This window comes from Bradyrhizobium sp. UFLA05-108 (assembly GCF_059803455.1).
The window spans coordinates 46,005-70,488 of the sequence record NZ_JBANAZ010000031.1; the positions used below are offsets into that span (position 1 = coordinate 46,005).

The 24,484-nt window shown below is 64.0% G+C and carries 34 protein-coding genes and 1 pseudogene; 15 read left to right on the plus strand and 20 right to left on the minus strand.

The genetic code is table 11. The annotated features are described in order from the left end of the window. Positions 1-58 precede the first annotated feature (58 nt). Positions 59-1,294 (plus strand): L,D-transpeptidase, encoded by a 1,236-nt coding sequence (locus SO140_RS22720; protein ID WP_449381873.1) that lies wholly within the window; start codon positions 59-61, stop codon positions 1,292-1,294. A gap of 56 nt (positions 1,295-1,350) precedes the next feature. Here SO140_RS22720 and SO140_RS22725 read toward each other — a convergent pair whose 3' ends face one another. After that, the gene (locus SO140_RS22725) at positions 1,351-2,313 is read right to left on the minus strand and encodes a D-2-hydroxyacid dehydrogenase family protein (RefSeq protein WP_449381877.1); all 963 of its coding nucleotides are present in this window, start codon (positions 2,311-2,313) and stop codon (positions 1,351-1,353) included. Positions 2,314-2,451: 138 nt separating this feature from the next. Further along, entirely contained in the window at positions 2,452-2,664 is a 213-nt protein-coding gene (locus tag SO140_RS22730) for a hypothetical protein (RefSeq protein ID WP_449381872.1), read from the minus strand. A 237-nt stretch (positions 2,665-2,901) separates the two neighbouring features. Between SO140_RS22730 and ettA the strand changes: the two genes are divergently transcribed. Both ettA and SO140_RS22740 read left to right on the plus strand, forming a co-directional pair. Beyond that, a complete protein-coding gene (gene ettA, locus SO140_RS22735) occupies positions 2,902-4,551 on the plus strand; it encodes an energy-dependent translational throttle protein EttA (protein WP_449381871.1) in 1,650 nt (549 codons plus the stop codon). 7 nt (positions 4,552-4,558) lie between these two features. Then, a complete protein-coding gene (locus SO140_RS22740; protein WP_449381870.1) occupies positions 4,559-5,785 on the plus strand; it encodes a lytic murein transglycosylase in 1,227 nt (408 codons plus the stop codon). Between the two features lie 78 nt (positions 5,786-5,863). Here the strand turns inward: SO140_RS22740 and SO140_RS22745 are convergent, their stop codons facing one another. After that, positions 5,864-6,145: a hypothetical protein gene (locus tag SO140_RS22745; RefSeq protein WP_449381869.1), complete on the minus strand. Its 282-nt coding sequence runs from the start codon at positions 6,143-6,145 to the stop codon at positions 5,864-5,866. Between the two features lie 224 nt (positions 6,146-6,369). Further along, a complete protein-coding gene (locus tag SO140_RS22750) occupies positions 6,370-6,693 on the minus strand; it encodes a hypothetical protein (protein ID WP_474801278.1) in 324 nt (107 codons plus the stop codon). Between the two features lie 161 nt (positions 6,694-6,854). On the opposite strand from SO140_RS22750, the gene SO140_RS22755 reads away from it, so the two are divergent. The 3 genes from SO140_RS22755 to bfr all read left to right on the plus strand — a co-directional run bounded on the left by SO140_RS22755 (position 6,855) and on the right by bfr (position 8,240). Beyond that, positions 6,855-7,175: a hypothetical protein gene (locus SO140_RS22755; protein ID WP_449381867.1), complete on the plus strand. Its 321-nt coding sequence runs from the start codon at positions 6,855-6,857 to the stop codon at positions 7,173-7,175. Between the two features lie 170 nt (positions 7,176-7,345). Beyond that, positions 7,346-7,618 carry a (2Fe-2S)-binding protein gene (locus tag SO140_RS22760; protein WP_449381866.1) on the plus strand — a complete coding sequence of 91 codons (273 nt, stop codon included), beginning with the start codon at positions 7,346-7,348 and terminating at the stop codon, positions 7,616-7,618. Positions 7,619-7,751: 133 nt separating this feature from the next. After that, positions 7,752-8,240 (plus strand): bacterioferritin, encoded by a 489-nt coding sequence (bfr, locus tag SO140_RS22765; protein ID WP_027522416.1) that lies wholly within the window; start codon positions 7,752-7,754, stop codon positions 8,238-8,240. A gap of 202 nt (positions 8,241-8,442) precedes the next feature. Here bfr and SO140_RS22770 read toward each other — a convergent pair whose 3' ends face one another. The 4 genes from SO140_RS22770 to SO140_RS22785 form a co-directional block, all read right to left on the minus strand. After that, positions 8,443-8,991 (minus strand): MSMEG_1061 family FMN-dependent PPOX-type flavoprotein, encoded by a 549-nt coding sequence (locus tag SO140_RS22770; protein ID WP_449381865.1) that lies wholly within the window; start codon positions 8,989-8,991, stop codon positions 8,443-8,445. 139 nt (positions 8,992-9,130) lie between these two features. Continuing rightward, positions 9,131-9,478: an MmcQ/YjbR family DNA-binding protein gene (locus tag SO140_RS22775; RefSeq protein ID WP_449381864.1), complete on the minus strand. Its 348-nt coding sequence runs from the start codon at positions 9,476-9,478 to the stop codon at positions 9,131-9,133. An 18-nt stretch (positions 9,479-9,496) separates the two neighbouring features. Continuing rightward, complete coding sequence (locus SO140_RS22780) at positions 9,497-10,558, minus strand: alpha/beta fold hydrolase (RefSeq protein ID WP_449381863.1); 1,062 nt, start codon at positions 10,556-10,558, stop codon at positions 9,497-9,499. 167 nt (positions 10,559-10,725) lie between these two features. Then, entirely contained in the window at positions 10,726-11,133 is a 408-nt protein-coding gene (locus SO140_RS22785; protein WP_449381862.1) for a nuclear transport factor 2 family protein, read from the minus strand. Positions 11,134-11,274: 141 nt separating this feature from the next. Here SO140_RS22785 and SO140_RS22790 point away from each other — a divergent pair, with 141 nt between their 5' ends. The 3 genes from SO140_RS22790 (at position 11,275) to SO140_RS22800 (ending at position 12,629) form a co-directional block, all read left to right on the plus strand. After that, the gene (locus SO140_RS22790) at positions 11,275-11,967 is read left to right on the plus strand and encodes an ArsR/SmtB family transcription factor (RefSeq protein WP_449381861.1); all 693 of its coding nucleotides are present in this window, start codon (positions 11,275-11,277) and stop codon (positions 11,965-11,967) included. A gap of 86 nt (positions 11,968-12,053) precedes the next feature. After that, positions 12,054-12,320: a DUF2277 domain-containing protein gene (locus SO140_RS22795; protein ID WP_449381860.1), complete on the plus strand. Its 267-nt coding sequence runs from the start codon at positions 12,054-12,056 to the stop codon at positions 12,318-12,320. 90 nt (positions 12,321-12,410) lie between these two features. Further along, complete coding sequence (locus SO140_RS22800; protein WP_449381859.1) at positions 12,411-12,629, plus strand: hypothetical protein; 219 nt, start codon at positions 12,411-12,413, stop codon at positions 12,627-12,629. Positions 12,630-12,642: 13 nt separating this feature from the next. On the opposite strand, the gene SO140_RS22805 is transcribed toward SO140_RS22800, so the two are convergent. Then, positions 12,643-13,179: a collagen-like domain-containing protein gene (locus SO140_RS22805; RefSeq protein ID WP_449381858.1), complete on the minus strand. Its 537-nt coding sequence runs from the start codon at positions 13,177-13,179 to the stop codon at positions 12,643-12,645. Positions 13,180-13,340: 161 nt separating this feature from the next. Between SO140_RS22805 and SO140_RS22810 the strand changes: the two genes are divergently transcribed. Continuing rightward, positions 13,341-13,592 carry a hypothetical protein gene (locus SO140_RS22810; protein WP_449381857.1) on the plus strand — a complete coding sequence of 84 codons (252 nt, stop codon included), beginning with the start codon at positions 13,341-13,343 and terminating at the stop codon, positions 13,590-13,592. Here SO140_RS22810 and SO140_RS22815 read toward each other — a convergent pair. Both SO140_RS22815 and SO140_RS22820 read right to left on the minus strand, forming a co-directional pair. Continuing rightward, positions 13,589-13,837 carry a helix-turn-helix domain-containing protein gene (locus tag SO140_RS22815; protein ID WP_449381856.1) on the minus strand — a complete coding sequence of 83 codons (249 nt, stop codon included), beginning with the start codon at positions 13,835-13,837 and terminating at the stop codon, positions 13,589-13,591. The two genes, SO140_RS22810 and SO140_RS22815, sit on opposite strands and share 4 nt — an antisense overlap. A 263-nt stretch (positions 13,838-14,100) precedes the next feature. Continuing rightward, positions 14,101-14,280, minus strand: coding sequence for a hypothetical protein (locus SO140_RS22820; protein WP_449381855.1), 180 nt, complete (start codon positions 14,278-14,280; stop codon positions 14,101-14,103). Between SO140_RS22820 and SO140_RS22825 the strand changes: the two genes are divergently transcribed. Together SO140_RS22825 and SO140_RS22830 are read left to right on the plus strand one after the other, a co-directional pair. Continuing rightward, positions 14,279-14,581, plus strand: coding sequence for a hypothetical protein (locus tag SO140_RS22825; protein ID WP_449381854.1), 303 nt, complete (start codon positions 14,279-14,281; stop codon positions 14,579-14,581). The two genes, SO140_RS22820 and SO140_RS22825, sit on opposite strands and share 2 nt — an antisense overlap. 125 nt (positions 14,582-14,706) lie before the next feature. Next, positions 14,707-15,195, plus strand: coding sequence for a DnaJ domain-containing protein (locus SO140_RS22830; protein WP_449381853.1), 489 nt, complete (start codon positions 14,707-14,709; stop codon positions 15,193-15,195). 4 nt (positions 15,196-15,199) lie between these two features. Here SO140_RS22830 and SO140_RS22835 read toward each other — a convergent pair whose 3' ends face one another. From SO140_RS22835 to SO140_RS22850, 4 genes are all read right to left on the minus strand, one after another. Then, positions 15,200-15,841 carry a hypothetical protein gene (locus SO140_RS22835; protein WP_449381852.1) on the minus strand — a complete coding sequence of 214 codons (642 nt, stop codon included), beginning with the start codon at positions 15,839-15,841 and terminating at the stop codon, positions 15,200-15,202. A gap of 89 nt (positions 15,842-15,930) precedes the next feature. Beyond that, entirely contained in the window at positions 15,931-16,182 is a 252-nt protein-coding gene (locus SO140_RS22840) for a hypothetical protein (protein WP_449381851.1), read from the minus strand. Between the two features lie 247 nt (positions 16,183-16,429). Beyond that, positions 16,430-16,687, minus strand: a complete 258-nt coding sequence (locus tag SO140_RS22845) for a hypothetical protein (protein ID WP_449381850.1) — start codon at positions 16,685-16,687, stop codon at positions 16,430-16,432. A 293-nt stretch (positions 16,688-16,980) separates the two neighbouring features. Beyond that, positions 16,981-17,364 (minus strand): RidA family protein, encoded by a 384-nt coding sequence (locus SO140_RS22850; protein WP_449381849.1) that lies wholly within the window; start codon positions 17,362-17,364, stop codon positions 16,981-16,983. 563 nt (positions 17,365-17,927) lie between these two features. Between SO140_RS22850 and SO140_RS22855 the strand changes: the two genes are divergently transcribed. Further along, complete coding sequence (locus SO140_RS22855; protein WP_449381848.1) at positions 17,928-18,362, plus strand: hypothetical protein; 435 nt, start codon at positions 17,928-17,930, stop codon at positions 18,360-18,362. A 130-nt stretch (positions 18,363-18,492) separates the two neighbouring features. Here the strand turns inward: SO140_RS22855 and SO140_RS22860 are convergent, their stop codons facing one another. Further along, positions 18,493-19,185: a glutathione S-transferase family protein gene (locus tag SO140_RS22860; RefSeq protein WP_449381847.1), complete on the minus strand. Its 693-nt coding sequence runs from the start codon at positions 19,183-19,185 to the stop codon at positions 18,493-18,495. Positions 19,186-19,378: 193 nt separating this feature from the next. Further along, a pseudogene (locus SO140_RS22865) lies at positions 19,379-19,911 on the minus strand (mismatch-specific DNA-glycosylase). A 117-nt stretch (positions 19,912-20,028) separates the two neighbouring features. Between SO140_RS22865 and SO140_RS22870 the strand changes: the two are divergent. Together SO140_RS22870 and SO140_RS22875 are read left to right on the plus strand one after the other, a co-directional pair. Beyond that, a complete protein-coding gene (locus SO140_RS22870) occupies positions 20,029-20,253 on the plus strand; it encodes a DUF6429 family protein (RefSeq protein ID WP_449381846.1) in 225 nt (74 codons plus the stop codon). 9 nt (positions 20,254-20,262) lie between these two features. Continuing rightward, positions 20,263-20,808, plus strand: coding sequence for an HD domain-containing protein (locus SO140_RS22875; protein WP_449381845.1), 546 nt, complete (start codon positions 20,263-20,265; stop codon positions 20,806-20,808). A 121-nt stretch (positions 20,809-20,929) separates the two neighbouring features. Here the strand turns inward: SO140_RS22875 and thiC are convergent, their stop codons facing one another. The 3 genes from thiC to SO140_RS22890 form a co-directional block, all read right to left on the minus strand. Beyond that, the gene (gene thiC / locus SO140_RS22880) at positions 20,930-22,828 is read right to left on the minus strand and encodes a phosphomethylpyrimidine synthase ThiC (RefSeq protein ID WP_449381844.1); all 1,899 of its coding nucleotides are present in this window, start codon (positions 22,826-22,828) and stop codon (positions 20,930-20,932) included. A gap of 225 nt (positions 22,829-23,053) precedes the next feature. After that, positions 23,054-23,683, minus strand: a complete 630-nt coding sequence (locus tag SO140_RS22885; protein ID WP_449381843.1) for a thiamine phosphate synthase — start codon at positions 23,681-23,683, stop codon at positions 23,054-23,056. Beyond that, entirely contained in the window at positions 23,670-24,452 is a 783-nt protein-coding gene (locus SO140_RS22890) for a thiazole synthase (protein ID WP_449381842.1), read from the minus strand. Before SO140_RS22890 ends, SO140_RS22885 begins: the two co-directional genes overlap by 14 nt. Positions 24,453-24,484: the final 32 nt, after the last annotated feature.

The following is a 24,484-nucleotide window of genomic DNA, read 5'->3' on the forward strand; positions in this document are numbered from 1 at the left end:
GATCTTCGTCCATGTGCCGGTTAACGGTCCGGTCGGGCCTGGGGACTACACTAGGGCGATGATGATCAAACATTTTCTGACGATTTGCGCTGCCGCAACAACTGCTGCGGCGGGAGCCTCGCTCGCGCACGCTCAGCAGGGCTATCCGGTCCAGCAGGCCCCGGTCTATCAGCAAGGCTATCCGTCCGAATATCGTCCCGGCGACCGCGTGCCGAATTTCGACGCGCTCGAGGATGACGACGACGCGATGCCGTCGCAGCCGCGGAACTCAGCCGCGCTGCCTCCGCCCGGCCCCTCCGGTCCGGTGATGTCGCCGGACGATCCGCGCTACGGCCGGCCGGCCGGTGCGCCGGTCTACTCCAACAACGCTCCGCAGGGTCCGGTGGTGTCGCCGGATGACCCGCGCTACGGCCGGCCGGCCGGTGCGCCCGTCTATTCCAACAATGCGCCGCAGGGTCCGGTGATGTCGCCGGATGATCCCCGTTATGGCCGCCCCGCCGGCCCGCCAGCGGTGATCTATGCCGACCGTCCTGCCGGGCCGCAGGGCGCCAACGACGGCCTGCGTCCGCCGGAAGGCGTCGGTGGACCCGCCGCGACCGGCGCTGTCCAGCAACAGCAGCCTGCCGGTCCGAATGGCCAGCCGATGACGGTTGCGGCGCTTCCGCCCGAGGAGCAGCCTGACGCAGCGCCCACGCAGTTGCCGGCGAACCTGCGCCGCCAGGAGGTCTCGTTCCAGACCAAGGAGCCGGCCGGTACGCTCATCGTCGATACCCCGAACACCTACCTCTATTACGTCCTCGGTAATGGCCGCGCGATCCGCTACGGGGTGCGCGTCGGCCGTGACGGTTTCACCTGGACCGGCGTGCAAAAGATCACCCGCAAGGCGGAGTGGCCGGATTGGCATCCGCCGACGGAAATGATCGAGCGCCAGCCCTATCTGCCGCGCTTCATGGCTGGCGGTCCCGGCAATCCGCTCGGCGCGCGCGCGATGTATCTCGGCTCGACGGTGTACCGGATCCACGGCACCAACCAGCCCTCGACGATCGGCAAGTTCGTCTCCTCGGGCTGCATCGGCATGCTGAACGAGGACGTCTCCGACCTGTTCGATCGCGTCAAGGTTGGCACCCGCGTCGTCGTGATGCCCGGTGGCCCGTCGCCGGGAACGGCAACTGCATCTGCCGCGCCGACGCCCGGCGCTGCTGCGCCTGCGCCTATGGCTGCCCAGGCCGGTCCGGCCCCGGGCACGCAGCCGACCGTCGTGCCGCCGCTGCCGGCGCCCGTCACTGTGCGCTAAAAGCTTCGAAAGACACTTGATTGCGAAGGGCGTGCCATCGGCACGCCTTTTTCGTTTCAGGCCAACCGCTTCGGCGGCTCGCTGCCCTTGGTCCAGGCGTCGATCGCCTCGACCATCTGCCCGTAATGGATGCGCAGCCCATCCTCGGTGGCGTAGCCGAGATGCGGCGTCAGCACGACATTGTCGAGCTTGCGGATCGGATGATCGGTCGGCAGCGGCTCGACCGAGAACACGTCGATGCCGGCGCCTGCGATCTTCCTCTGCTGCAGCGCCTCGAGCAGCGCTGCCTCGTCGACGATCGGTCCCCGCGCGGTGTTGACGAGATAGGCGGTCGGCTTCATCCGCGCGAGATCGGCGGCGCCGACCAGCCCGCGCGAGCGCTCGCTCAGCACCGCGTGGATGGTGATGATATCCGCCTTCGCAAACAGCTCCTCCTTGCTGGCGTAGCCGACGCCCACCTCCTTGCATTTCTCAGCGGTCAGATTCGGGCTCCAGGCGATGACGTTCATGCCGAACGACTTCGCGATCCCCGCGACCTTGCTGCCGAGCTTGCCGAGCCCGACGACGCCAAGCGTCCGGCCCTCGATCTCGATGCCCGCAAAACTCTGCCAGGGTTCGCCCGCATGCATGCGCGCGTTCTCGCGGCCGATGCCGCGGGTCAATTCCAGGATCAGGCCCATGGTAAGCCCGGCGGTCGGATCGCGGGAATATTGCGTTCCGCAGATCACGACGTTGCGCGCTTTCGCCGCTTCCATGTCGATCGCGGCATTGCGCATGCCGGAGGTCAGCAGCAGCTTCAGCCTGGGGAGCGCCTCGAACAGGCTGCTCGGAAACGCCGTGCGCTCGCGCATCGCGCAGACGATCTCGAAGTCCCCCAGCGCACCGACAGCGGCTTGCTCGGAGGCGAACGGATGATTGAACACCGTCATGTCGACGCGGTCGGAGATCTTTGACCAGTCGGCGACGTCTTGGGCGATGTTGAAATAGTCGTCGAGAATTGCACAGCGTAGCCGCGTCATCGGGGAAAACCGTCCATCCATGGCGAGGAACGACGGCGCGGGCAGGGGCGCCATCGATCGAACCTCGCCATGCTTGCGCGCAATCGGCAGCCGGCGCAAGCAGCAGGACGCTTCAAAAATCCGGCAGCAGGCGGGGCGTCAGAGATCGCGCGGTTTGAGGCGGAACGGCGCGTCCATGCCGTGCTTGGCACGCCAGGCGGGACCCGGGCCGCGCATGTAGTGAAGTTCCGGGCGGTAGGGGTTGAAAGCCGTGGCGAAGAACCGGACCCAGAACGCGCGGAGCTCTGCGAAGAGGGTGGAGCCTCCGGCTCCTGCCGGGACGGGATGAGAGGTTGTCTCGATCATTGCCATGATGCGGCCTCGCTGTTTTCCCCGCCGCTTCTGCCGCAGGTGGCGCTTTTTGTGGCGCCACGGCCAGCTTTGGCCTGCTTTATTAAAAAATGGTTTCAATTGTAGGGATCAGCTTCCCGGATGGTGTCCATTCCGTATTCATCCGTGGTGAACGGAGGGAAAACGTTGCCCTTTGGGGGCGGGATCGCTACATCGGCGGCAAGCAAATTTCCTCAAATCGAAGGTTTTACGGGACCGATGGCGCGCCAGTTCGTCTACTTCATGCAAGGCCTGACCAAGAGCTACCCGACCCGCAAGGTGCTCGATAACATCCATCTGAGCTTCTACCCGGACGCCAAGATCGGCGTGCTCGGCGTCAACGGCTCGGGCAAGTCGACGCTGCTCAAGATCATGGCCGGCCTCGACAAGGAGTACACCGGCGAGGCTTGGGTCGCCGAGGGCGCCCGCGTCGGCTATCTCGAGCAGGAACCGCAGCTCGACCCCAAGCTTTCCGTCCGCGAGAACGTCATGCAGGGCGTCGCCAAGCAGAAGGCGATCCTGGATCGCTACAACGAGCTCGCCGTCAATTATTCGGACGAGACCGCCGATGAGATGACCAAGCTGCAGGACGAGATCGAGGCCCAGGGCCTCTGGGATCTCGACAGCAAGGTCGACCAGGCGATGGACGCCTTGCGCTGCCCGCCCGACGATGCCGATGTCACGAAACTCTCCGGCGGTGAGCGCCGCCGCGTCGCGCTGTGCCGGCTGCTGCTCGATCAGCCCGAGCTGCTGCTGCTGGACGAACCGACCAACCATCTCGACGCCGAATCCGTGTCGTGGCTTGAAGGACACTTGCGCAACTATCCCGGCGCGATCCTGATCGTCACCCACGATCGCTACTTCCTCGACAACGTCACGGGCTGGATTCTCGAGCTCGATCGCGGCCGCGGCATTCCCTACGAGGGCAACTACTCGTCCTGGCTGGTGCAGAAGCAGAAGCGGCTCGAGCAGGAAGGCCGCGAGGAGGCCGCGCATCAGAAGACGCTGGCCCGCGAGCAGGAATGGGTCGCGTCCTCGCCGAAGGCGCGTCAGGCAAAATCCAAGGCCCGTTATCAGCGCTATGAAGAGCTGTTGAAGCAGGCGAGCGAGAAGCAGACCCAGACCGCGCAGATCATCATTCCCGTCGCCGAGCGGCTCGGCGCCAATGTCGTCGATTTCGAAGGCCTCAGCAAAGGCTATGGTGAGCGTCTCCTGATCGACGATCTCACGTTCAAGCTGCCGCCCGGCGGCATCGTCGGCGTGATCGGTGCGAACGGCGCCGGCAAGACCACGCTGTTCAAGATGATCACCAAGCAGGAAACTCCGGACAACGGCACCATCACGGTCGGCGAGACCGTGCATCTCGGCTATGTCGACCAGTCGCGCGATGCGCTCGACGGCAAGAAGACCGTGTGGGAGGAAATCTCCGGCGGCAACGAGCTGATCCTGCTCGGCAAGAAGGAAGTGAATTCGCGCGGCTACTGCTCGTCGTTCAACTTCAAGGGCGCCGACCAGCAGAAGAAGGTTGGCGCGCTGTCAGGCGGTGAACGCAACCGCGTGCATCTTGCCAAGATGCTGAAGTCCGGCGCTAACGTCCTGCTGCTCGACGAGCCGACCAACGACCTCGACGTCGACACGCTGCGCGCGCTCGAAGAGGCGCTGGAGGATTTTGCCGGCTGCGCCGTCATCATCAGCCATGATCGCTGGTTCCTCGACCGCATCGCGACCCACATCCTCGCCTTCGAAGGCGACAGCCACGTCGAATGGTTCGAGGGCAACTTCCAGGACTACGAGAAGGACAAGATGCGCCGTCTCGGCCAGGACAGCATCATTCCGCACCGCGTGAAGTACAAGAAGCTGACTCGGTGATTTCAGCATGATGCGGCGGACGTTCATCGCTGCGGTGATTGTGCTCACCTGCGGCTTGTCGTCCGCCCACGCCGCCGACGCCGCCTTCACCCAGTTCATCGCTTCGCTGTGGCCGGAGGCGCAGGCGGTCGGCGTGTCGCGCGCGACGTTCGACGAACAGACGCGCGGGCTCGAGCCCGACTACAAGCTGCCTGATCTGATCCTGCCGGGACGGCCCGCGACCGGCGCTCCGTCCCAGGCCGAGTTCGTGCAGGTGCCGGCTGATTACATCAAGGAAGCCTCGATCGCGCGGCTTGCCGGCGAGGGTCAGCGGCTGCTGCAGAAATATCGTGACGCGTTGACCCAGATCGAGAAGAGCTCGGGCGTTCCCGCCACCGTCATGCTCGCGATCTGGGGACGTGAGACCGACTATGGCCGCTACACGCTGCCTTATGACCTGGTGCGCGTGCTTGCGACCCAAGCCTATGTCGGCCGGCGCAAGGACACGTACCGCAACGAGTTCGTCCTTGCGCTGAAGATTCTCGGCGAGGGCGTGGTGGCGCGCAAGGACATGCGCGCGTCCTGGGCGGGCGCCACCGGCCTCACGCAGTTCCTGCCATCCGAATACTACAAGCACGGCGTCGATTTCGACGGCGACGGCCGCATCGACATCTGGCATTCGGTGCCGGACGCACTGGCCTCCGCCGCGCAGCAGCTCGTCAACAAGGGCTGGCAGAGCGGCGTACGCTGGGCCTATGAGGTGCAGGCGCCAGCCAAGGTCGATTGCACGAGCGGCGTGCCGGAGGTGACGAAGCCGATCAGCCAGTGGCTGCGCGAGGGCTTTGTGCCGGTGCGCGGGCAAAAGTTGAATGCGGCTGAACTCGCGCAGCCGGCATCGCTGCTCCAGCCCGAAGGCATTTATGGCCCCTCGTTCCTGACGACGAAAAACTACTTCGTCATCAAGGAATATAATTTCTCCGATCTCTACGTGCTGTTCGTCGGCCATCTCAGCGATCGCATGACGAGCCCGCTGTCGTTCGCGACACCCTGGTCAGCCTCGAAGCAACTACGAACGAAGGACGTCGAGGCGATGCAGCGCGGGCTGACGCGGATCGGGCTCTACAAGGACAAGCTCGACGGCAAGGCCGGCATGCTGACGCGCGCGGCGCTCGGCGCCTATCAGAAGTCGGCGGGACTGAAGGTCGATTGCTGGCCGAGCGAAGAGGTGCTGCGCTCGATCCAGGCGGCGCGTTAGCGAGCACGAAAGAAAAAAGCCCGGCCGATGATCTCGGCCGGGCTTCGATCGCGGCGCGAGGTGCGCCCGTCGATCAACTCAGTAGCAGACGCGGACCGGGCGAACGACCCAGCCGTAACCGTCCCAGTAACGCTGGCGCTGCCAGTAGCAGGGCGCAGGCGGCGGGGGCTCGGCCACGTAGACCGGTCCACCATAGGCCGGGCGGCTCGACGCGATGGCGCCGCCGACGATGGCTCCGCCGATCAGGCCGGCTGCGATGCCGGCGCCGACGCCGTCATGGGCCTGAGCGGGCGGAGTGGCGGTCGCCAGCGTACCGGCGATCGTCGCAACCGTGAGGGCGGCAACTAAAGTCTTCTTCATGCTTAGGGCTCTCCTGGGAGAAGGCGCTCGAAAGAGCGCCGGGTTTCAAAGGCTCACGCACACTCTGATGGAATTAGCCGTCCTGCTAGGAAGCGCGCAAATGGTCAATCCACCGTAAACACTCGCGGAGCTGTGACGAGAAAAAGCGGTCTTTTTCGGGCTTTTGGCTGAACGGAGGTCCCGTAAAAAACCGGCCGTTCCGGCACAAATCTGTGGGAAAGCCCTCAGCCGCAGACGCGCACGCGACGCACACGCCAGGCATAACCGTCCCAGAAGCGCTGACGCTGCCAGACGCAGCCGCCGTAATAGTCGTCGGCGGCATAGCCCGGGCCGTAGTAACGGGGCGGAGGCGGATAGCCGGGACCATAATAGTAACCGGGACCGGGTCCGTAATACGGGGATGCCAGCGCGCCCCCGACGATAGCGCCGCCTACGATGCCGGCGGCCACGCCCGCGGCGACACCACGCTGCGCATGGGCCGGCGCAGGCGCAAGCGCCGATGCGGCCAGGGTGGCGGCGGCAGCGAGTGCCAGGAGCGATTTCTTCATGGATTTCACCTTTCACAGCGAGCGCGGACGTGGTTCCCCACCCAAGGTTCCATATTCTGCTTGAATGATCAATGAACGGAAGGTCTGCCGGGGGCGACGAATGCGTGCGGGAGGCGGCTCCCGCGAGGCACGAAACCCGAGAAAGAGCCATGAACAGTTTGATGATGAGCGCCCTGATCGCCATCGGGGCCACCTCGGTCATCTGCTTCGTCCTGATGACTCATGTGCAGGACCGCAGCCGGCGGCGCTCGCGCGCGGCTGCCGGTGCCAATGGCGGCGACAGCTATTCTGGAAACACTGACGGCTTTGCGCTGGGGAGCTGGTTTTTCAGCGACAATTCATCGTCGTCGGTCGATAGTTCCGGCAATCCGATCGGCAGCGGCTCTTGCAGTTCCAGTGACAGCATCAGTAGTGACAGCAGCGGCGGCGGTGGCGGTGATTGCGGCGGTGGCGGGGACAGCGGTGGTGGCGGCGGCGATTAGGCCCCAATTCGGTTGCAACCTTGATCCAGCGCAAGTTGTCTTTTTAGACCCGTTCTAGGCTGAATCGCGGCTCAGTTTGGAATAGCTTCAAATACCGGTTTTTCCTTTTGCATCCGGCCGAGCCTTTAAATATCGATGATGGTGCATCACCGAAGGGCCTGCCGCTTTCCATGATCGTCTGTTCCTGTAACGTGCTGAGCGATGACGACATCCGCGCCGCCGTCGCCGATTCCGACGACGCCGTGCGACATGCCAAGCAGGTCTATGGCTGCCTCGGTTGTAGCGCCGAATGCGGACGCTGCGCGCGGACCATCAAGACCATCATCGATGAAGCTCTCGGCCCGTGCGCCACGTCCTGCTGTGCCGGTTGCCCGCACAGCCACCAGGTCGCTGCCAACGACGAGATCGTCGAGCCCGCCTCGTTCGCACTCGCGGCCTGCTGACTTCTCTTTCTTCAATCGGCTGAGCTTATCCCCGGGTGCGACCCTGCGATGGGTTGCTCCCGTTCCAAACTTGTTTTAGAAGCGTTCTAAATTCGGTTTATTACCGATGAGGCCGCAAGAGCTGGAGTGAATCATGCAGGGCGACGCGAAAGTTATCGAATATCTCAACAAGGCACTGCGTCACGAGCTCACCGCGATCAATCAATACTGGTTGCACTACCGCTTCCTCGACAATTGGGGCTTGCGCGACATGGCCAAGGTCTGGCGCAAGGAATCCATCGAGGAGATGGAGCACGCCGACAAGCTCACCGAGCGCATCCTGTTCTTCGACGGCTTCCCGAACATGCAGGTGCTCGATCCCCTGCGCATCGGCCAGAACGTCAAGGAGATCATCGATTGCGATCTCGCTGCCGAGATCAGCGCGCGTGCGCTCTACCAGGAAGCGGCCACCTACTGTCACAGCGTGAAGGACTACGTCACGCGCGACCTGTTCGAGAAGCTGATGAGCGACGAGGAGCATCACATCGATTTCCTCGAGACCCAGCTCGACCTGATCGGCCGCATTGGTCTCGAGCTCTACACCCAGAAGCACGTCGGCGGACTCGAGGGCGAGGGGCATTAAGCTCCGACGCTAGCCGCAAACTCCCCATGTCGTCCCGGCGAAAGCCGGGACCCATCACCCCAGGGAGAAGTTGTGGTGCAGAGCCGGTAACCACGAGTCTTCGCCAAACTACTCCCTGCGGCTATCACGACGAGCGAAACGCGCGGGGGTCCCGGATCTGCGCTTCGCTTGTCCGGGACGACACTGTGCTCGTTGCGCCGGCCTACAACTGCGTCTTGTAGCGCGCTTCCACCACGTCCTGGCTCTCCGGTTCGCCCAAGCCCGTCTGGTCGTGAATGACCTGGACGATGCTCGGCATCACCGCGCGCTCAACCTTCGCCTCCGGCGACCACAGCTTTGAGCGCATCAAGGCTTTGCCGCAGTGGAAATAGACCTCGCTCACCGCGACGCTCAGCACCGCGCGCGGCGGCTTGCCGAACTCGACCATCGAGGCGAGCAGCTCCGGAGCGGCGGACAGCGTGCCGCGACCGCCGACGCGCAGCGTCTCGTCGATACCTGGCACGAAGAACAACAGATGCACGAAGCCCGAGCCTTCGACGACGTTCCTTAAACTGTCGATCCGGTTGTTGCCGGAGCGATCAGGCATCAGCAACTCATTGGGGCCGGCGACGTGGACGAAGCCGGCACCACCACCGCGCGGCGAGGCATCGACGCTGCCATCAGTGCCCGACGTCGCCAGCACGCAGAACGGCGACATCTCGATGAACTTCCTGGCATGCACGTCGATCGCGGGCCGCGCTTTCGCGATCACGCGCGGGCTCGGCTTCGCATAGATGGTGGAGGTCTTCAGCGCAAAGATCGGTCAACGGCGGGCCTCCGCTTGAGCTGGCGCGTCAAACTACCTGATAGGGCCGCTCGCAGCCAACGAAATCCGGCTTTGGCCCGCGAAATCAGTGCCTCGCCTTGTCATGCAGTGCGAGTAGCGATTTGGGCGCGACGTTGCGCCAGGCCATCGTGAGTGCGCTTCGCAACGTCACCTGATCAGCTTTCGCCAGCCTCACATTGGTGCTGCCCGTCTTGCCCCACGCGCCGGGCACCGGACGAAACATCTCCGGTTCGGCGGCGACCAGCATCGTCTGCTGCTCCGGGGTGAGCTTGACCATGCCCCATTCGTCATCGGGATAGCCGAGCGTTGCGAAGACGCGCTTGCCGACGCGAAAATCGGCATGTCCGTGATGCTCACCCTCGACGGCGCCGGGCAACGCGAGCGCAGTCCGGCGAAAGCGAGCGGTCGACATCGGATCCTGTTGCTGGTGTCACATCGTCCGCTGCGGTGCCGTCTGCAGCAATTGCCGGAGCTGCTCAGTGTAGAATTTTGCGTTGCCGGTGGTGCCGTGGCCGCGCGTCTCCGTGCTCGCGGGGATCAGATACAGGCGGCCGTTCTTGACCCGCTTCATCGCCGCTTCCGTAACGCCCGTCTCCGGCGGATTGCGCTCGTCGTCGGCAGCGTTGATCAACAGCAGCGGTGCTTCGATGCGCTCCAGCCGCTCTGAGGCATTGTAGTCGTGCGAGGACTCCCACTGATAGACGAAGTCATTGGCATCCGCGGTGATTGGTGCAGCGAGTCGTTCGTCGACCATCTTGTCGGCCTTGGCCGCCGTCGGCGCCTGCGCCTGATAGGCGAGCGTCCCGCCGATGCTGGCGATGCCATAGGCGACGATGGCGTATTTCATCATGCGCGGTTGGCTCGTGTAGTTGCCGCCATTGTAGTCGGGATCGCTGCGGATGGTGTCGAGCATGATCCGCCGCATCATCCAGTTGCGCGAGGCCATCTCGGTCGGCTGCGAGGCCATCGGCGCCAGCGCATCCATGCTTTGCGGATATTTCTCGCCCCACAGCCAGGTCTGCATGCCGCCCATGGAGTTGCCCATCACGAGGCGCAAGTGCTTGACGCCGAGCCCCTCCGTCACGAGTCGGTACTGCGCCTCGACCATGTCGTCGTAATCGTACTTCGGAAAGCTCGTCTTCATTCCGTCTGACGGTTTTGACGATTTGCCGTGGCCGACCGCATCGGGAATGATGATGTAGTATTTGGACGCATCGAGCGGCTGTCCGGTGCCGAACAATTCGCCCGCGAAAGCCGGCGTCAGCATGCCCGCGGCGGATTGGCCAGTGCCGTGCAGCACCAGCACCGGCTGACCGGTCGGCTCGCCGATCGTGGTGTAGTGCAGCTTCAGCTCCGCCATGGTCTCGCCGGTGTGGAACTTGAAGTCCCTGGCGATCCACTCGCCTTGTTTCGGAGCTGGATAATCAGCCGCCATCGCCGGTATCGAGATGGATAGCAAAACGGCGGCAAGCATCGCGCCCGAAATCTTCATGTGTTTCTCCCCGCTGCGGCCGCTTTCATCCGGGCCGCTTCGCGGGCGATCTTATCAGCGTCACCTCGAGGATCGAGAGCGGATACTCCGCCGTCCGCCAGAACATTTTTGCAATGGTGCATCGCGCAAGCGGAATATTTCGGCGGCCGGCCAACGGGCCCATCAGCTCATTCGTGCTTGAGAAAGCCGAGCGCGTACCAGCCCCAATAAACCCTGTGGTGCTGGATCAGGCCCTTATCGATCTCCATGATCTCGACCAGCTCCATCTGGTCGCCGTCGGGAGAGACGCGTGGATATTCCCAGGTGACGATGCGGCCGTCCGTGAAGAAGCCCTGCTTGAAGCGCTTGCGCTGAGGCGGATTGGTCTGGAAGACGCGCGCAATGAAGCTGCGCAAATTGTCCTTGCCTTTGACGATTCCACTTGGAGTCTTCAGGAGGCGTTGGACCAGCGGGCTTTCGATGGATGCATCATCTGCATAGAGTGCGAGCGCTGCCTCGAGGTCCTTGTTGCCGAGGGCTTCGTCCCACAGCCTGCAGATGCGTTCGGCGTCGCCTTTGTGTGCTTCGTTGATCACGGTGCAATCCTCGCGATTCAGGGATATTTCCCAGGGATCGCAGAGCTGCGCCGCCAAAGTTTCACGGAATTCTGAAATGACCGCGCTTTGGATGATTGCGATGACGTGGGAGCGTGCCCAGATCAGGGGCGGGAGTTTTTGATGGCGGTGGCACGACGGTCGGTGCAATCGGGATTTTCGCGGCTCACCGAGGCTTTGAGCGATCCGGCGCGCGAGGCCATGGTAAGTGCGCTATTCGGCGGCAAGGCTTTGCCTGCCGGCGAGCTGGCATCGCTTGCCGGCGTGTCGCCACAGAGTGCCAGCGCGCATTTGCAGAAGCTGACGGACGCGCGCCTGCTCACGGTGTGGCAGCAGGGCCGTTTCCGGTACTATCGGATCGCCGACGATGAGGTCGCGGGCCTGATCGAGAACCTCGTCAATCTTGCTGCCAGGGCTGATCATGTCGAGCGAACGCGACGCGTGCCGACGCCGTTCCGGCAGTCGCGGACCTGTTATTGCCATCTCGCCGGCCAGCTCGGCGTGGCGCTGCTGGACGGTTTGGTGTGTCGCGAACTGATCACGCTGCGCGGCCGGGACGGCTCTCTCACTGGGCAGGGCTTGGCCTGGTGTCGCACCGAGAAGATCGACTTCAAGCCGGGCCGGGATCCTCACATGCGCCTCTGCAACGATTGGACCGAGCGTGTTCCACATTTGGCGGGCCCGTTTGCCAACGCGCTGCTGAAGCGGCTGGTCGAAACGCACGCGCTCGCGCCGCATCGCATTCCACGCGCGCTTCGTCTCACGCCGAAGGGGCGCGCCTTCTTCGAGCGGCTTGGCGTCCCCGTTCCGTTCTGACCTGCCGATGACATCGGCGGACCCGGCATGTAGCATTGGGCTGCCGCCGATCGTCCTCGAACAGGAGCGCCTTTCAGGAGGAACTTATGTGCCGCAACATCAAGACGCTGTTCAATTTCGAGCCGCCGGCGACAGAGGACGAGATCCAGGCCAGCGCGCTGCAATTCGTGCGAAAACTGTCCGGCTTCAACAAGCCGTCGCAGGCCAATGAGGCGGCGTTCGATCGCGCGGTGACGGAGGTGTCCGAGGCCGCGCGGCGGCTCCTGACATCGCTGCATACGCATGCGCCGGCGCGGGATCGTTCGGCGGAGGCCGAGAAGGCGAAGGAGCGCTCGCGGCTGCGCTTTGGCTAAGGGCTTTGCGTGATCTGGCTCACGGTCCCTTGTGACGCGGGTTGCGATGATGATCGCCGGGGTTTTTTCGAGCGAACCCGGAGCACGACCATGAGCCGCCCCCTGATCTCTTTGAAAGCCGGTGCCGTCATCTTCACGGTGCTGTGGACCGCCTGGATGATGTGGTGGAGCGGTTCCTATAGCAGTGCCAACCTCGTCATCCTGGCGGTCTGTGGCGCGGCGGTCGGCTACGTCTGGTACCGCGCCATGCGCTGGCAGTTCGAGCGCATGGGTATGCTGCCGCACAAGGATGATCGTTCCGCGCTGTAGGCGCGGGCCGCGCCTATTTGTCCTTGTTGCCGTGCTTCTTCTTTTTCTTCTTTTTCCTGTGGCCGTCCTCGTCCGTCTCCTCGCTCGCGTCGTCAACGAAGATATCGGCATTGCCATCGTCCTGGACGGCGGCTTCCAGCGCCTCGCGCTCGGCGGCTTCGCGCTCGCGCTGGCGCCGCCGCTCGTCCCAGGCATCAAAGAGCTGCTCCAGCCATGGCAGCACTTGCTCAATCGAGGGCAACTGACCGGGCGGACCGGGTTCGCCGCGCGGGCCTTGCGGGCCGGCCGGTCCCTGCGGTCCGGCTGCTCCTTGCGCGCCGACGGGGCCTCGCGAACCGGCTTCGCCTGGCTTGCCTTGCGCACCCGGCTTGCCCTGCGGTCCGGCCTTTCCGACCGGTCCGGGCTTGCCCTGCGGCCCCGGCTTGCCGCGCTGACCGTCCGGGCCGCGCCGTCCGGGATGTCCCTGCGGGCCCGCCCGTCCCGGCTCGCCCTGCCGTCCACGCGGACCCTGAAGTCCCTGTCGCCCTTGCCGCCCCTGATCGTCTGCCACGCCGCTACTCCTGATCGAGAAGCCCGTTAATTAGCGGCGTTTCACGACAGCAGCAATTGTGCGGGCCGGGTTGCCGTGCTTGATCAACATCAATCGGCGGCGCGGCAAGCCATGGCATTGGATCGCTTGTGCGCGAGATTACCCCCCAAGCAGAGCCGTCGATGACCGCGGCATGGAAGATCCTCTTGCTGTTCATGCTGGTTTTCGCGATCGCCGCCGGGCTCGAGCACGTCCTCGTGCCGGACATCGTCCCGATCGCCTTTGCCGAAGAGCCGCAGCCGTCATGGATGGTCATGACCGCCTTCCTGCTGCGCGCGGTCGAGCTGACCGCGGCTATCGTCGCGGCGCTGTCGTTCTCGATCGCGCTTGGCGTGACGCTCAGGGGATGGTGGCGCCGCCGCGCCGCGTCCTAATCGTGATAGGCGGGCACGTCGATGCCTTCGGCCGCGTAGATCCGGATTTTGTTGCGAAGTGTGCGAACGGAAAGGCCGAGCACGCGCGCGGCGCGCGTGCGGTTGCCGTCGCAGCGGGCGAGCGTCTGGAGCACGAGCTCGCGCTCGATCTCGCCGACAGTCGCGCCGATCAGAAGTGGAACGATTTCATTGGGGGTAAGAAGCTGCGTAGGCGACGCGGACGCAGCAGAGTGAACAATGGTCATTAACGCACCTCCCGACCAACGCCCGCTTCCGTCTATGGAAGCGGATCGAGAACAAACGACCCCAAGCCGTAATTCTACGGTGGGCGGGTTTGGTTAACGGATGGTTAACAACGACGGAATGCACCAGATGACCTTGGGATAACCGCAAAGCGGCCGCCATTGGCACAAGCTGCGTAGTGATGTGAATAAGTCGTCGCTGCCTCTGGAATACAGGATCCCCGGTCCCTCGCGGGGGTGACACCGGGCAAGAACGCTGTGCCCGATCACAACGTCCTGCAGCCGCCGTCCAGCATCATGATCGAGCCGGTGACGCAGCTTCCTCGACTCTTTTTTCTGGCGTTGACGACAAGCTGATTCAAAGCCGAACCAATCGAAACGCCAAGCCACTTCTGCGCGTTGCTGTCATCCCGTTTTGGATGCCGCGCAATTTGGACGAAGCGCATGGACCCGCATATCAGACATTGGAAGCTCGCGATCGAGCGCTGCATGTCGGCGCCCGAGCCCGATTACGGCAAGACGGCCGAGATCGTCGCGGAAATCGCAGGCGCGAGCCGCGATGAGACGCTGCGGCAGGCGGCAACCCAGGTGCTGGCGAGCCTGCGCCACGCCGCGGCCAAGTCGGCGCCGCGCAGCGTCCGGGAGATCGCCCGGCAGCGGATCGGCATGGTTCAGGACGCCCTGCACGTCGCGACCGCACCAAAATTCGGCAAGCGTGGCCGCGACACGACGGTCAGGCCTCATTGAGGAGCCGGTGCAGGCAGAAATTCGCGCCGGATTCGTGTCGAAGTTTCGCGAAAGGCTAACCCGAAATTAAGACGTCGGAAACGCCGCGCTTGGCATACTCGCTTTCGTTGCTAAGTGTTGCGCGCATGATGGACCGGATTGAATCCTGGAAGCTGGCCCTCGAACGCTTGCGGACCGCCCACACCCTCGACTGGGACGAGGCGGGCCGGCTTGCGGCCGAGATCGCGCGTGCGAGCACCGACACGACGCTGCGCCAGGCCGCCGAGCAGGCGATCCCGATCCTGCGCCAGGCCGCCCATGACGGGCAGGCCCACGACATCACGGTGGCGGCGCAGCGCCGCCTCAGTGTCGTGCTCGAGGTCATCCACGGCCTGACCGCGCCGCGCTTCGGCCGCCGCAGTGCAATGCCAAAGAAGCTGACTAACGAGGAACGCGCGCGCCGCACGCTAGGCCTGCCGCTTGCGGTGCAGCTCACCTGCGACGACATCCACCAGGCCTATCGCCGTCTCGCCAAGACTATGCATCCCGACCGCGGCGGCAGCGAGCAGGCCTTCCTCGACCTCGCCGCCGCGCGGGACGTTTTGATCCATCCCGGCGCAAACAAGGACGCGTGAGGCGTCAGCTTCTGTTCACGCAGCTCGGATAGGGCGCCTTCTCGCCCGCGACGATCGGGCAGAGGTCGATCGGGCGCAGCTGGCGCAGGCGCGCGGGCCATTTCTCGTCATCGAGCGGCGGCTTGCCGGCGGCGGGTCCCCGCTCGGCCCATTGGATCGTGTAGTAATCGGCGTCGCCCTTCAGCGCGATCAGCAGCGCGGTTTCGCTGTGGCGCTCAGGGCCGGTGTCGACGCTGCCGCAGCCGATCACGGCGATGAAGGCATCGGAGTCGCCGAACCTGGTGGTGCCGAGCGCCTTCGCGGCAAAACTCTCGGGGCAGGCTGATTTGAAGCCGCCGGCGATGTTGCCGGCGAATTTCTCCGGCGTGAGCGACGGATTGCCTGCGACGCCTTTCTCGCCGGCGACCGTGATCATCTGCGTCCAGGCCTGCGCGCTCTCGCCCTTGAGCACGGCCTCGCGGATGTAGTGGCCGCCCCTGGTGTTCTCGAACACCGCGGCAAAATTCGACGGCATCGCAAAGCTGACGAGCTGGCTGAAGATCGGCGAGATCACGCGGAAGGATTGCGGGGCCTGCGCTTGCGCCGGCATCGTCAACCCCACGAGCGAAAGGCCGAGAACCGCGGCCTTCGTCATTGTCGCGCGCATCAAACTGTCTGCCTTGTCAAAATGCAGAGGGCAAGGACGCGGCTTGCGCCCTTGCCCGCTACTAAGGGTTCGCCGATCGACGATGGCTTTTAGAGGGTGCAGTGACCCTTCTTCAGCGCATGCTCCTTCAGGGCGAGCGCGTCGACGAAGGTCGGAACGGAGCCGCTGACGCGGTGATAGTCGGACGGCCACGGCGTGGTCGGAAGGCTCTCGTCCCAGATCTGGCAAATGCCGGTGTTCTGCCAGCGGATCAGGTGATAGCCGGCGGCTTCAGCAGGGCTGGTGGCAACGAAGGCAGCAGCAACGCCGACAGCGGCACACAGCATGGAAAAACGACGCATGATAGCTCCTCAAATGAACGATGTGATGCTCCTCCCGACAATGTCTGGGGAGGCGTGGCGCGAGCCGTTTGGAGAATGCGGCCCGGACACCAGTTGAGTAGTTCCCTGGGCGCAACAGGTTCAAAGCAGGGGCGGTGGAAATCGCAGGAATTCGGCTTGAAACGAGGGGCATCGAGGCCGCCAACGAAAAGGCGGATGACGCTGTCCGCGCATCCGCCTCGCAAAATCGTTGCTCTTTGCTTTCCGCTTACAGCGTGCAGCGGCGCTCGCCCCGCAGCTTCAGCTGCACGTCATTGGCGGCGGTGAACGTCGGGAACGACTTGCTGACCACCTTGTAGGTCGATGGCCACTCCGTCGGCTTGTAACGCAGGTCCTCGTTCCAGATCTGGCAGATGCCGGTGTTGTCCCAGCGGATCACGTAATAACCGACCTTTGCCGACGCCGGCACGGCAAAGACCGATGAGGCGATGCCAGCGACGGCACAAACACTAAGAACGCGACGCATTGAAATATCCCCTTGCTGATGCGTGAAGTCCGCGAAACTCGTGCGGCAAAAGCAGGCCCGTTGCAAGCCGATGCCGCCGTGATTCACGCATATGTCAGTTGCGAAGAGTGAGGACCAGAGATCGTGCCGGGATCTCAGGTCATGCCGTGGAAACATATCGTTGCAACAATCCCGTCATTGCGAGCCACCGGGTCCGCGCAAAGCGCGGCCCGATGACAGGCTCCGCGAAGTGCTCCTCGCAATGACGATGTGGAGGCGCTGGTGCGCTGCTGCTTGCGACCGGCATCCGCCGCTCACTTCGCCAGCGACGCCACCGCCTCGATCTCGATCAGCATCCTCGGATCAGGGAGCGCGTGCACCACGCACGTGGTGCGCGCCGGATAGGGCGGCGGTCCGAGCGCGCCGGCATAGAGCGCGTTCATCGCTGCGACATCGGAGGCGCGGGTCAGCAGCACGTTGACCTTGGCGAGATCGTGCGTCGAGCTGCCGGCCTCCGTCAGCACCCGCTTGATGTTGATGACGACGTTGGCGAACTGCGCCTCGAAGCCTTCAGGCAGCGCGCCGTGGGCATCGAAGCCGGGAATGCCCGAGATGAACAGCAGATCGCCGACGCGGGTGGCAAAGGACAGCGGCGGCGCCTTGACGTGCGGCGGCGGTGCGAAATGCTGGATCGGCATGGGGACCTCCGAGCCCGAATAATGGATGGTGCAGCCTAACTGCATGTGAGCGACTTGCAATGACATCCCTCCATGGTCGGAAGGCCGCCTCGGCCCCCGCCGACAAAAATGTCGAAAACAACCCCATGCAAAGTAGAAATCGGCGGAAAGATGATATTCGGGAAGGCCGAAAAGACGGTTGACACGTCGGGCAAATCACCAGCACAATTCCATGCTGTACCCACCCGCGGGCAGGGTGCCGCGTGCAAGACACGTGAGCTTGCACTGAAGCTTCCACAACGTCATGGCCGGGCTTGCCCCGCCCATCCACGCATCGCCTACTGCACGAAGAATGTGGATGCCCGGGACAAGCCCGGGCATAACGAGCTCAAGTTGAGGCTCATATGCGATCGCGCCGCCTGCGGAGCCCCGAACTGGAGAGGGAGCATGTGGAGCAAGCGGGGAGGGGCGTGCGCGCGGTGCCTCCTGCTGTCGCCTGCCGAACATTTTGCCGCCGCGATCGATCGGGTAAATTCGCGCGTCCTGATTCGCTTTCCGTTGCCAAACATTTTTCGGAGCCGCTCATGAAGTTCTCATCCACCCTCCGCGCCGCGCTGGTCGCCATCGCCGCTTTCGCGGGCCTCTCCACCGCCGCGCAGGCCGACAGCGGCTTCGTGACGCTGACGATCTACAAGGCGGGCTGGATCATCGGCGGCTCGGGCGGGTCGGGCGTCCTGAACTTCCGCGGCCGCTCCTATCCGCTCTCGACCGGCGGCCTCGACTACGGCCTTGTGTTCGGCGGCTCCAGGACCGTGCTGCGCGGCCGCGTCTCCAACATCTTCCGTCCCTCGGATGTCGCCGGCGTCTACGGCGCCGCCGGTGCCGGCCTTGCGGTGGGTGCCGGCGCTAGGGCCATCGTGCTCACCAACCAGAAGGGCGCGGTGCTTGAGCTCTCCGGCACGCAAGTCGGCCTGATGGCGAACGCGGACCTCAGCGGTCTTGCGATCACGATGCGGTAGGGGGCTGGGTTGTAGGGCGGGCAAAGGCGCGAAGCGCCGTGCCCACCATCTTTCCTTGACCGAGGCAGAAGTGGTGGGCACGCTTCCGCCTTCGCTCTTCGAGCTACGGCGGACAAGTCGCTTTGCCCGCCTACGAACTGACCGCCGCATGAATCCGCTCGCAATGCGTGACGAGATTCTCGTGCGCATCGACGAAGGCCTTCAGCGGCGTCGGGATCGGGAAGAAGTGGATGTTGGCGAGAAAGCCATAGATGCCGGCATCGACGCTGGTCGGCGCCGCCCCGTGCACGAAACCCTGCGCTGGCACGATCTCGGCCAACACCTCAAGATCCGCGAGCCCGCGCGCATAGGCCTGCTCCGGCGTGTAGCGGCCGATCCCCTGATAATAATAGCGCTGCGCGTTGTAGGCCTTCGCCTTCTCCAGCCCCTCGGCATTCACTTTCGGATGCTGCACCATGAATGCATCGCAAAACGCCTGGACGTAGCGCTCGTCCTTCCAGCGCGAATAGGACATCACCCAGTAGAGATCATCCAACATGCGCGTGACGAGGAGATTGGTCCGGCGCTGCTCCGGTGACAGGCCGGCGTCGATGGTCAGGCGATATTTCCCGATTGCGTGCGAGATGATGGTCTCGCTGTCGCCGATCGTCTCGCCGTCATCGACGACATAGGGCAACTGCCCGCGTGGCGCGGCGGACGCATCGAATACGTGCTCGTGCACGAACGGCACGCCGGCTAGCTTCAGGAAGGCGTAGACCTTGAGGCCGTAGCCGTTGTTGTCGGCGACACCGAACAGTTCGGGGTAGGAATAGAGGGTCAGCATGGGTGGCGCTCCCCATTGTTCTACGGAAGCAGCATGCAAGGGCTTTGCGGCGGAAGCAATGGGGGGCGTCCGGCGTGGGGGTCCGTCATGGTTTCAGAACCTCATGGTGAGGAGGCGCGTAGCGCCGTCTCGAACCATGAAGGCCACGCTATCGCCCGTGGCCATCCTTCGAGACGACCGCTTCGCGGTCTCCTCAGGATGAGGTCGGAGCGTGGAGCGCAGCGACCCACGCCGCAAGCTCGCGCCAGGGCTGCAACGTCCAACTACCGGACGCAGCGCCGGACGGAGAGGCGAGCACGAACACGTCGGGAAATTGCCCGGCAGCCTGCTGCCTCCCAGCGAAATCATTGCGGACGGCTTTCCGTAGAACAAGCTCGCAGCCTTCTTGCTGGTGAAGGCAATCGTCTTCGGACGATACCGCTCCATCTTGATCCGAAACCCCGCCACGTCGATCGAGGCTGCCGGGATCTGGTGATCCATTCCCGCACCCGACTTGGAGAGATCGGTGAAGCCGATCCCGAGCGCGAGCAGTGCGGCGAACTCGCTGGGTTGATAGAGCCGTGGTGTAATGCCGGTCTCGTGGAGGGTGCGCCAGAAGCGGTTGCCGGGATGGGCGTAATAGTGCCCGAGGCTGGCTGAGCGCGTGCTGGCGGCGGTGCCGACGAAGACGAGGCGGAGGTTGGGGCGGAACTGATCGGGGAGGCGGTCGGAGTTGCTGTCGGGCATCTCAGTCGGGTCAATGAGTTGGTTCAATTGCACCGCATATGGCGCGGTGCAGGGGCCATTGCGCATTGCATTTTGCCGAATAGAATCACATCAGCATCGCTCCGTGAGAGGTTCAAGATGGCCATCAATAACGACAAGATCGACGGCGCGGCGTTGGCGTTGCTTTATTTGACTCTGCACGATGACTATCGTGCATGGAAGGGCATGGATTGGGACGTGCTCGGCCGCCTGCATGACAGGGGGATGATCCTCGACCCCGTCGGCAAGGTAAAGTCTGTCGTGTTCACGGACGAGGGACGCGAACGGGCGAAAGCGCTGTTCAACGAACTGTTCGACGAATAAGAGCTTGCGATGATCCGCGAAGAATTGGTGGCCGCCTATGCGGCACCTGGCCGCCACTATCATAACCTCGCGCATATCGAGGACTGTCTTGCAGCGCTCGCAGGGGTGGACGGTCTGTCTGCGGCCGAGCGCGAGATTTTGTCCGAAGCGATCTGGTGGCACGACGTTGTCTACGATCCGACCCGGTCGGATAACGAAGAGCTCAGCGCGCAACTGGCCGAAGGGCACGTCGGCGCCGATATCAGCCACGAGGTCGGCCGCTTGATCCGCCTGACGAAAACGCACGAGGTCGAGGCGGATGATCGCCTTGGAGCGATCCTGATCTCGATCGACCTCAGCATCCTCGGTGCAGAACCTGCGCGCTACGACGCCTATGCCGCCGCCATCCGGCAGGAGTTCATCCATGTCAGCGATCCCGACTATCGCGCCGGCCGCGCCAGGGTGCTTAGCCAGTTCGCCGCCCGCCCCGTTATCTATCCCGATGCAGGCTTCGCCGCGATATATGATCGCCGCGCCCGCGACAATCTCGCGCGTGAATTGGCTTCCTTGAGCTGAGGCTGCGCTCGCTGTCGCTTGGGTGCTTCTCTGCGGGCGTCAAATAGAAAGCCGGGCTTTCGCCCGGCTTCTTCACTGTCGAAGGTTGCCCGGGGCAAGCCCGGATAGGGAGTGGAGCGCATCACAACGCCCGGTTACTCTCCTTCACCTTCTCCGCATCCAGATACACGTTGCTCCCCATCTCCTTGAACTTCTCGCTCATCTTGGCCATGCCGTCTTCGATGGTACCGGCCACGGACATCCCCACGCTGTTCGGATCGTTCAACGTCGCCGCGTAATCCCGCACGTCCTGCGTGATCTTCATCGAGCAGAACTTTGGGCCGCACATCGAGCAGAAGTGCGCGACCTTGTGGGCTTCCTTCGGCAGGGTCTCGTCGTGGAAGCTTTTTGCGGTGTCGGGGTCGAGGCCGAGGTTGAACTGATCGGTCCAGCGGAATTCGAAACGGGCGCGCGAGAGCGCGTCGTCGCGAAGCTGGGCGGCCGGGTGGCCCTTGGCGAGATCAGAGGCGTGCGCGGCGATCTTGTAGGTGATGACGCCGGTCTTGACGTCGTTGCGGTCGGGCAGGCCGAGATGCTCCTTCGGCGTGACGTAGCAGAGCATGGCGCAGCCGAACCAGCCGATCATGGCGGCACCGATGCCTGACGTGATGTGGTCATAGCCCGGCGCGATGTCGGTGGTCAGCGGTCCAAGCGTGTAGAACGGCGCCTCGCCGCACTCCTTGAGCTGCTTGTCCATGTTGATCTTGATCTTGTGCATCGGCACGTGGCCGGGGCCTTCGATCATGACCTGGCAGCCCTTGTCCCACGCGATTTTTGTCAGTTCGCCGAGCGTTTCCAGTTCGGCAAATTGCGCGCGGTCGTTCGCGTCGGCGATCGAGCCCGGACGCAATCCATCGCCCAACGAGAAGGAGACATCATATTTGCGCATCAAGTCGCAAATTTCGTCGAAGTGGGTGTAAAGAAAACTCTCCTTGTGATGCGCCAGGCACCACTTCGCCATGATCGAGCCGCCGCGCGACACGATGCCGGTGACGCGGTTGGCGGTGAGGTGGATGTATTGCAGGCGCACGCCGGCGTGGATCGTGAAGTAGTCGACGCCTTGCTCGCACTGCTCGATCAGCGTGTCCTTGTAGAGCTCCCAGGTGAGCTGCACCGGATCGCCGTTGCACTTCTCCAGCGCCTGGTAGATCGGCACAGTGCCGATCGGCACCGGCGAGTTGCGCAGGATCCATTCGCGCGTGGTGTGAATGTTGCGGCCCGTCGAGAGGTCCATCACGGTGTCGGCGCCCCAGCGGATCGCCCACACCATCTTCTCGACCTCCTCCTCGACCGACGAGGTCACGGCCGAGTTGCCGATATTGGCGTTGATCTTGGTGAGGAAGTTGCGGCCGATGATCATCGGCTCGAGCTCACTGTGATTGATGTTGCTCGGGATGATGGCGCGGCCGCGCGCGATCTCTGAACGAACGAACTCCGGCGTGATGAAAGCCGGCACCGCTGCGCCGAAGCTTTCGCCATCGGCCAGCGCTTGCTCGGCGCGCTCGAGCTGCTGCTTGCGGCCGAGGTTTTCGCGTGCGGCAACGTAGATCATCTCCTTGGTGATGATGCCTGCGCGGGCGAATTCGAGCTGCGTGATCTTGTGGCCGTCGAGGCCGCGCAGCGGCTTGTGGTAGGCGGAGAAGGCGCGCGCGGCCTTGTCGGTGGAGACGCCGCCATTGTCCTCCGGCTTGATCGTGCGGCCCTCATATTCCTCGACGCCGCCGCGCTCCAGCACCCAGGCCTTGCGGTTGCGGGCAAGGCCGGCGTTGACATCGATCGTCACGCTCGGATCGGTGTAGGGGCCGGAGGTGTCGTAGACCGGCAGGTTCGGCTCGCCGGCGCCTTCCGAGAGGATGATCTCGCGGAGCGGCACGCGCAGATCGGGCGCGGCTTCCGGGGAGGCGAAGATTTTTCGCGAGGAGGGCAGCGGGCCGGTGGTGACGGCGGGGATGGTCTTGTCGGGGTTGGAGCGGATGTTCATGGGATCCTCCTTACTGATTCGTTGGCATCGCTGCGCGAGAGACAAATACCGCTGTCATCCCCGCCACCGGGTCTCGCCTTCGGCGAGCCCGATGACAGGCTCCAGCGGGGATCGAGTATTCCAGAGGCGGCGATGGGATACGGAGAGGCCGCGGCGTACTGGATCGCCCGATCAAGTCGGGCGATGACGGCGGAGTGTGGGGTGCGAGGGCTCGGAAAGAGGGCATCACGCAGCCTCCTTGCTACTGAGCCCAAGCCATTGTTTGACCCGGGCATCGGGGTCGGCGTTTTGCGTGACATCGCTGACGACGGCAATGGAATCCGCGCCCGCTGCAAAGATCTCCGCGGCATGCTCGAACTTGATGCCGCCGATCGCAACCAGCGGGATGGTGCCGACGCGCTTCTTCCATTCGGTGATCTTTGGAATGCCCTGCGGTTCGAAGCGCATCGATTTCAGCGTGGTGAAGAAGATCGGGCCCAGCGCGACATAGTCGGGCTGCGCGTCAAGCGCCGTCGCAAGCTCCGCATCGTCATGGGTGGAGATGCCGAGCGTCAGGCCGGCATCGCGGATGGCCTTGAGGTCGGCGTCGACCAGGTCCTCCTGGCCGAGATGCAGATGCTTTGCGCCCGCGACGATCGCCGCGCGCCAATAATCGTTCACGACGAGCCTGGCTGGCGTGTCTTTCGTCACCGCGAGCGCATCGCTGACGATCTGGAGCGCTTCGGCGTCGTTGAGATTCTTGGCGCGGAGCTGGATCGTGCCGACGCCGAGCTTGGCCAGGCGCTCGACCCAGGCGAGGCTGTCGACGACGGCGTAGAAGGGATCAGGATACGCGTTGCGATCAGGATACGGCATGCCAGAACGGGGTCCCAACGACAGGGGTTGACGGGGAGGCGAAGTCGCGGGCGTCCATCAGCCCGGCTTCATAAGCGGTGCGGCCGGCCTCGACGCCGAGGCGGAAGCCGTTCGCCATCGCCACGGGATCGGCGGCTTTGGCGATCGCGGTGTTGAGCAGCACGGCGTCATAGCCGAGTTCGAGCGCATGCGCCGCGTGGCTCGGCGCGCCGATGCCGGCATCGACGACCAGCGTGATGTCGGGCAGCCGCTCGCGCAGCAGTTTTAGCGCGTCGCGGTTGGTGATGCCCTTGGCGCTGCCGATTGGCGCTGCCCACGGCATCACCACCTTGCAGCCGGCGTCGACCAGCCGGTTCGCGACGGAGAGATCCTCGGTGCAATAGGGGAAGACTTCAAAGCCGTCCTTGATCAGGATGGCGGCGGCTTCAACCAGGCCGATGACGTCGGGCTGGAGCGTGTCGTTGTCGGCAATCACCTCCAGCTTGATCCAGCTGGTGCCGAACAATTCACGCGCGAGCTTTGCGGTGGTCACTGCCTCGCGCACGCTGCGGCAGCCGGCGGTGTTCGGCAGCACCGTGACGTCGAGCTCGCGGATCAGGTTCCAGAAGGCATCGCCCGTCTTGCCGCCCGCGGCCTCGCGGCGCAACGACACGGTGACGATGTTCGAGCCCGATGCGCGGATCGCCGCCTGCATGATCGCCGGCGAGGGATAGAGCGCGCTGCCGATCAGCAGGCGGGAGGCGAAGGATTTGCCGTAGAAGGTCACCATGTCGAAGGTGTCTCCTCAATTGACGCTGTCGT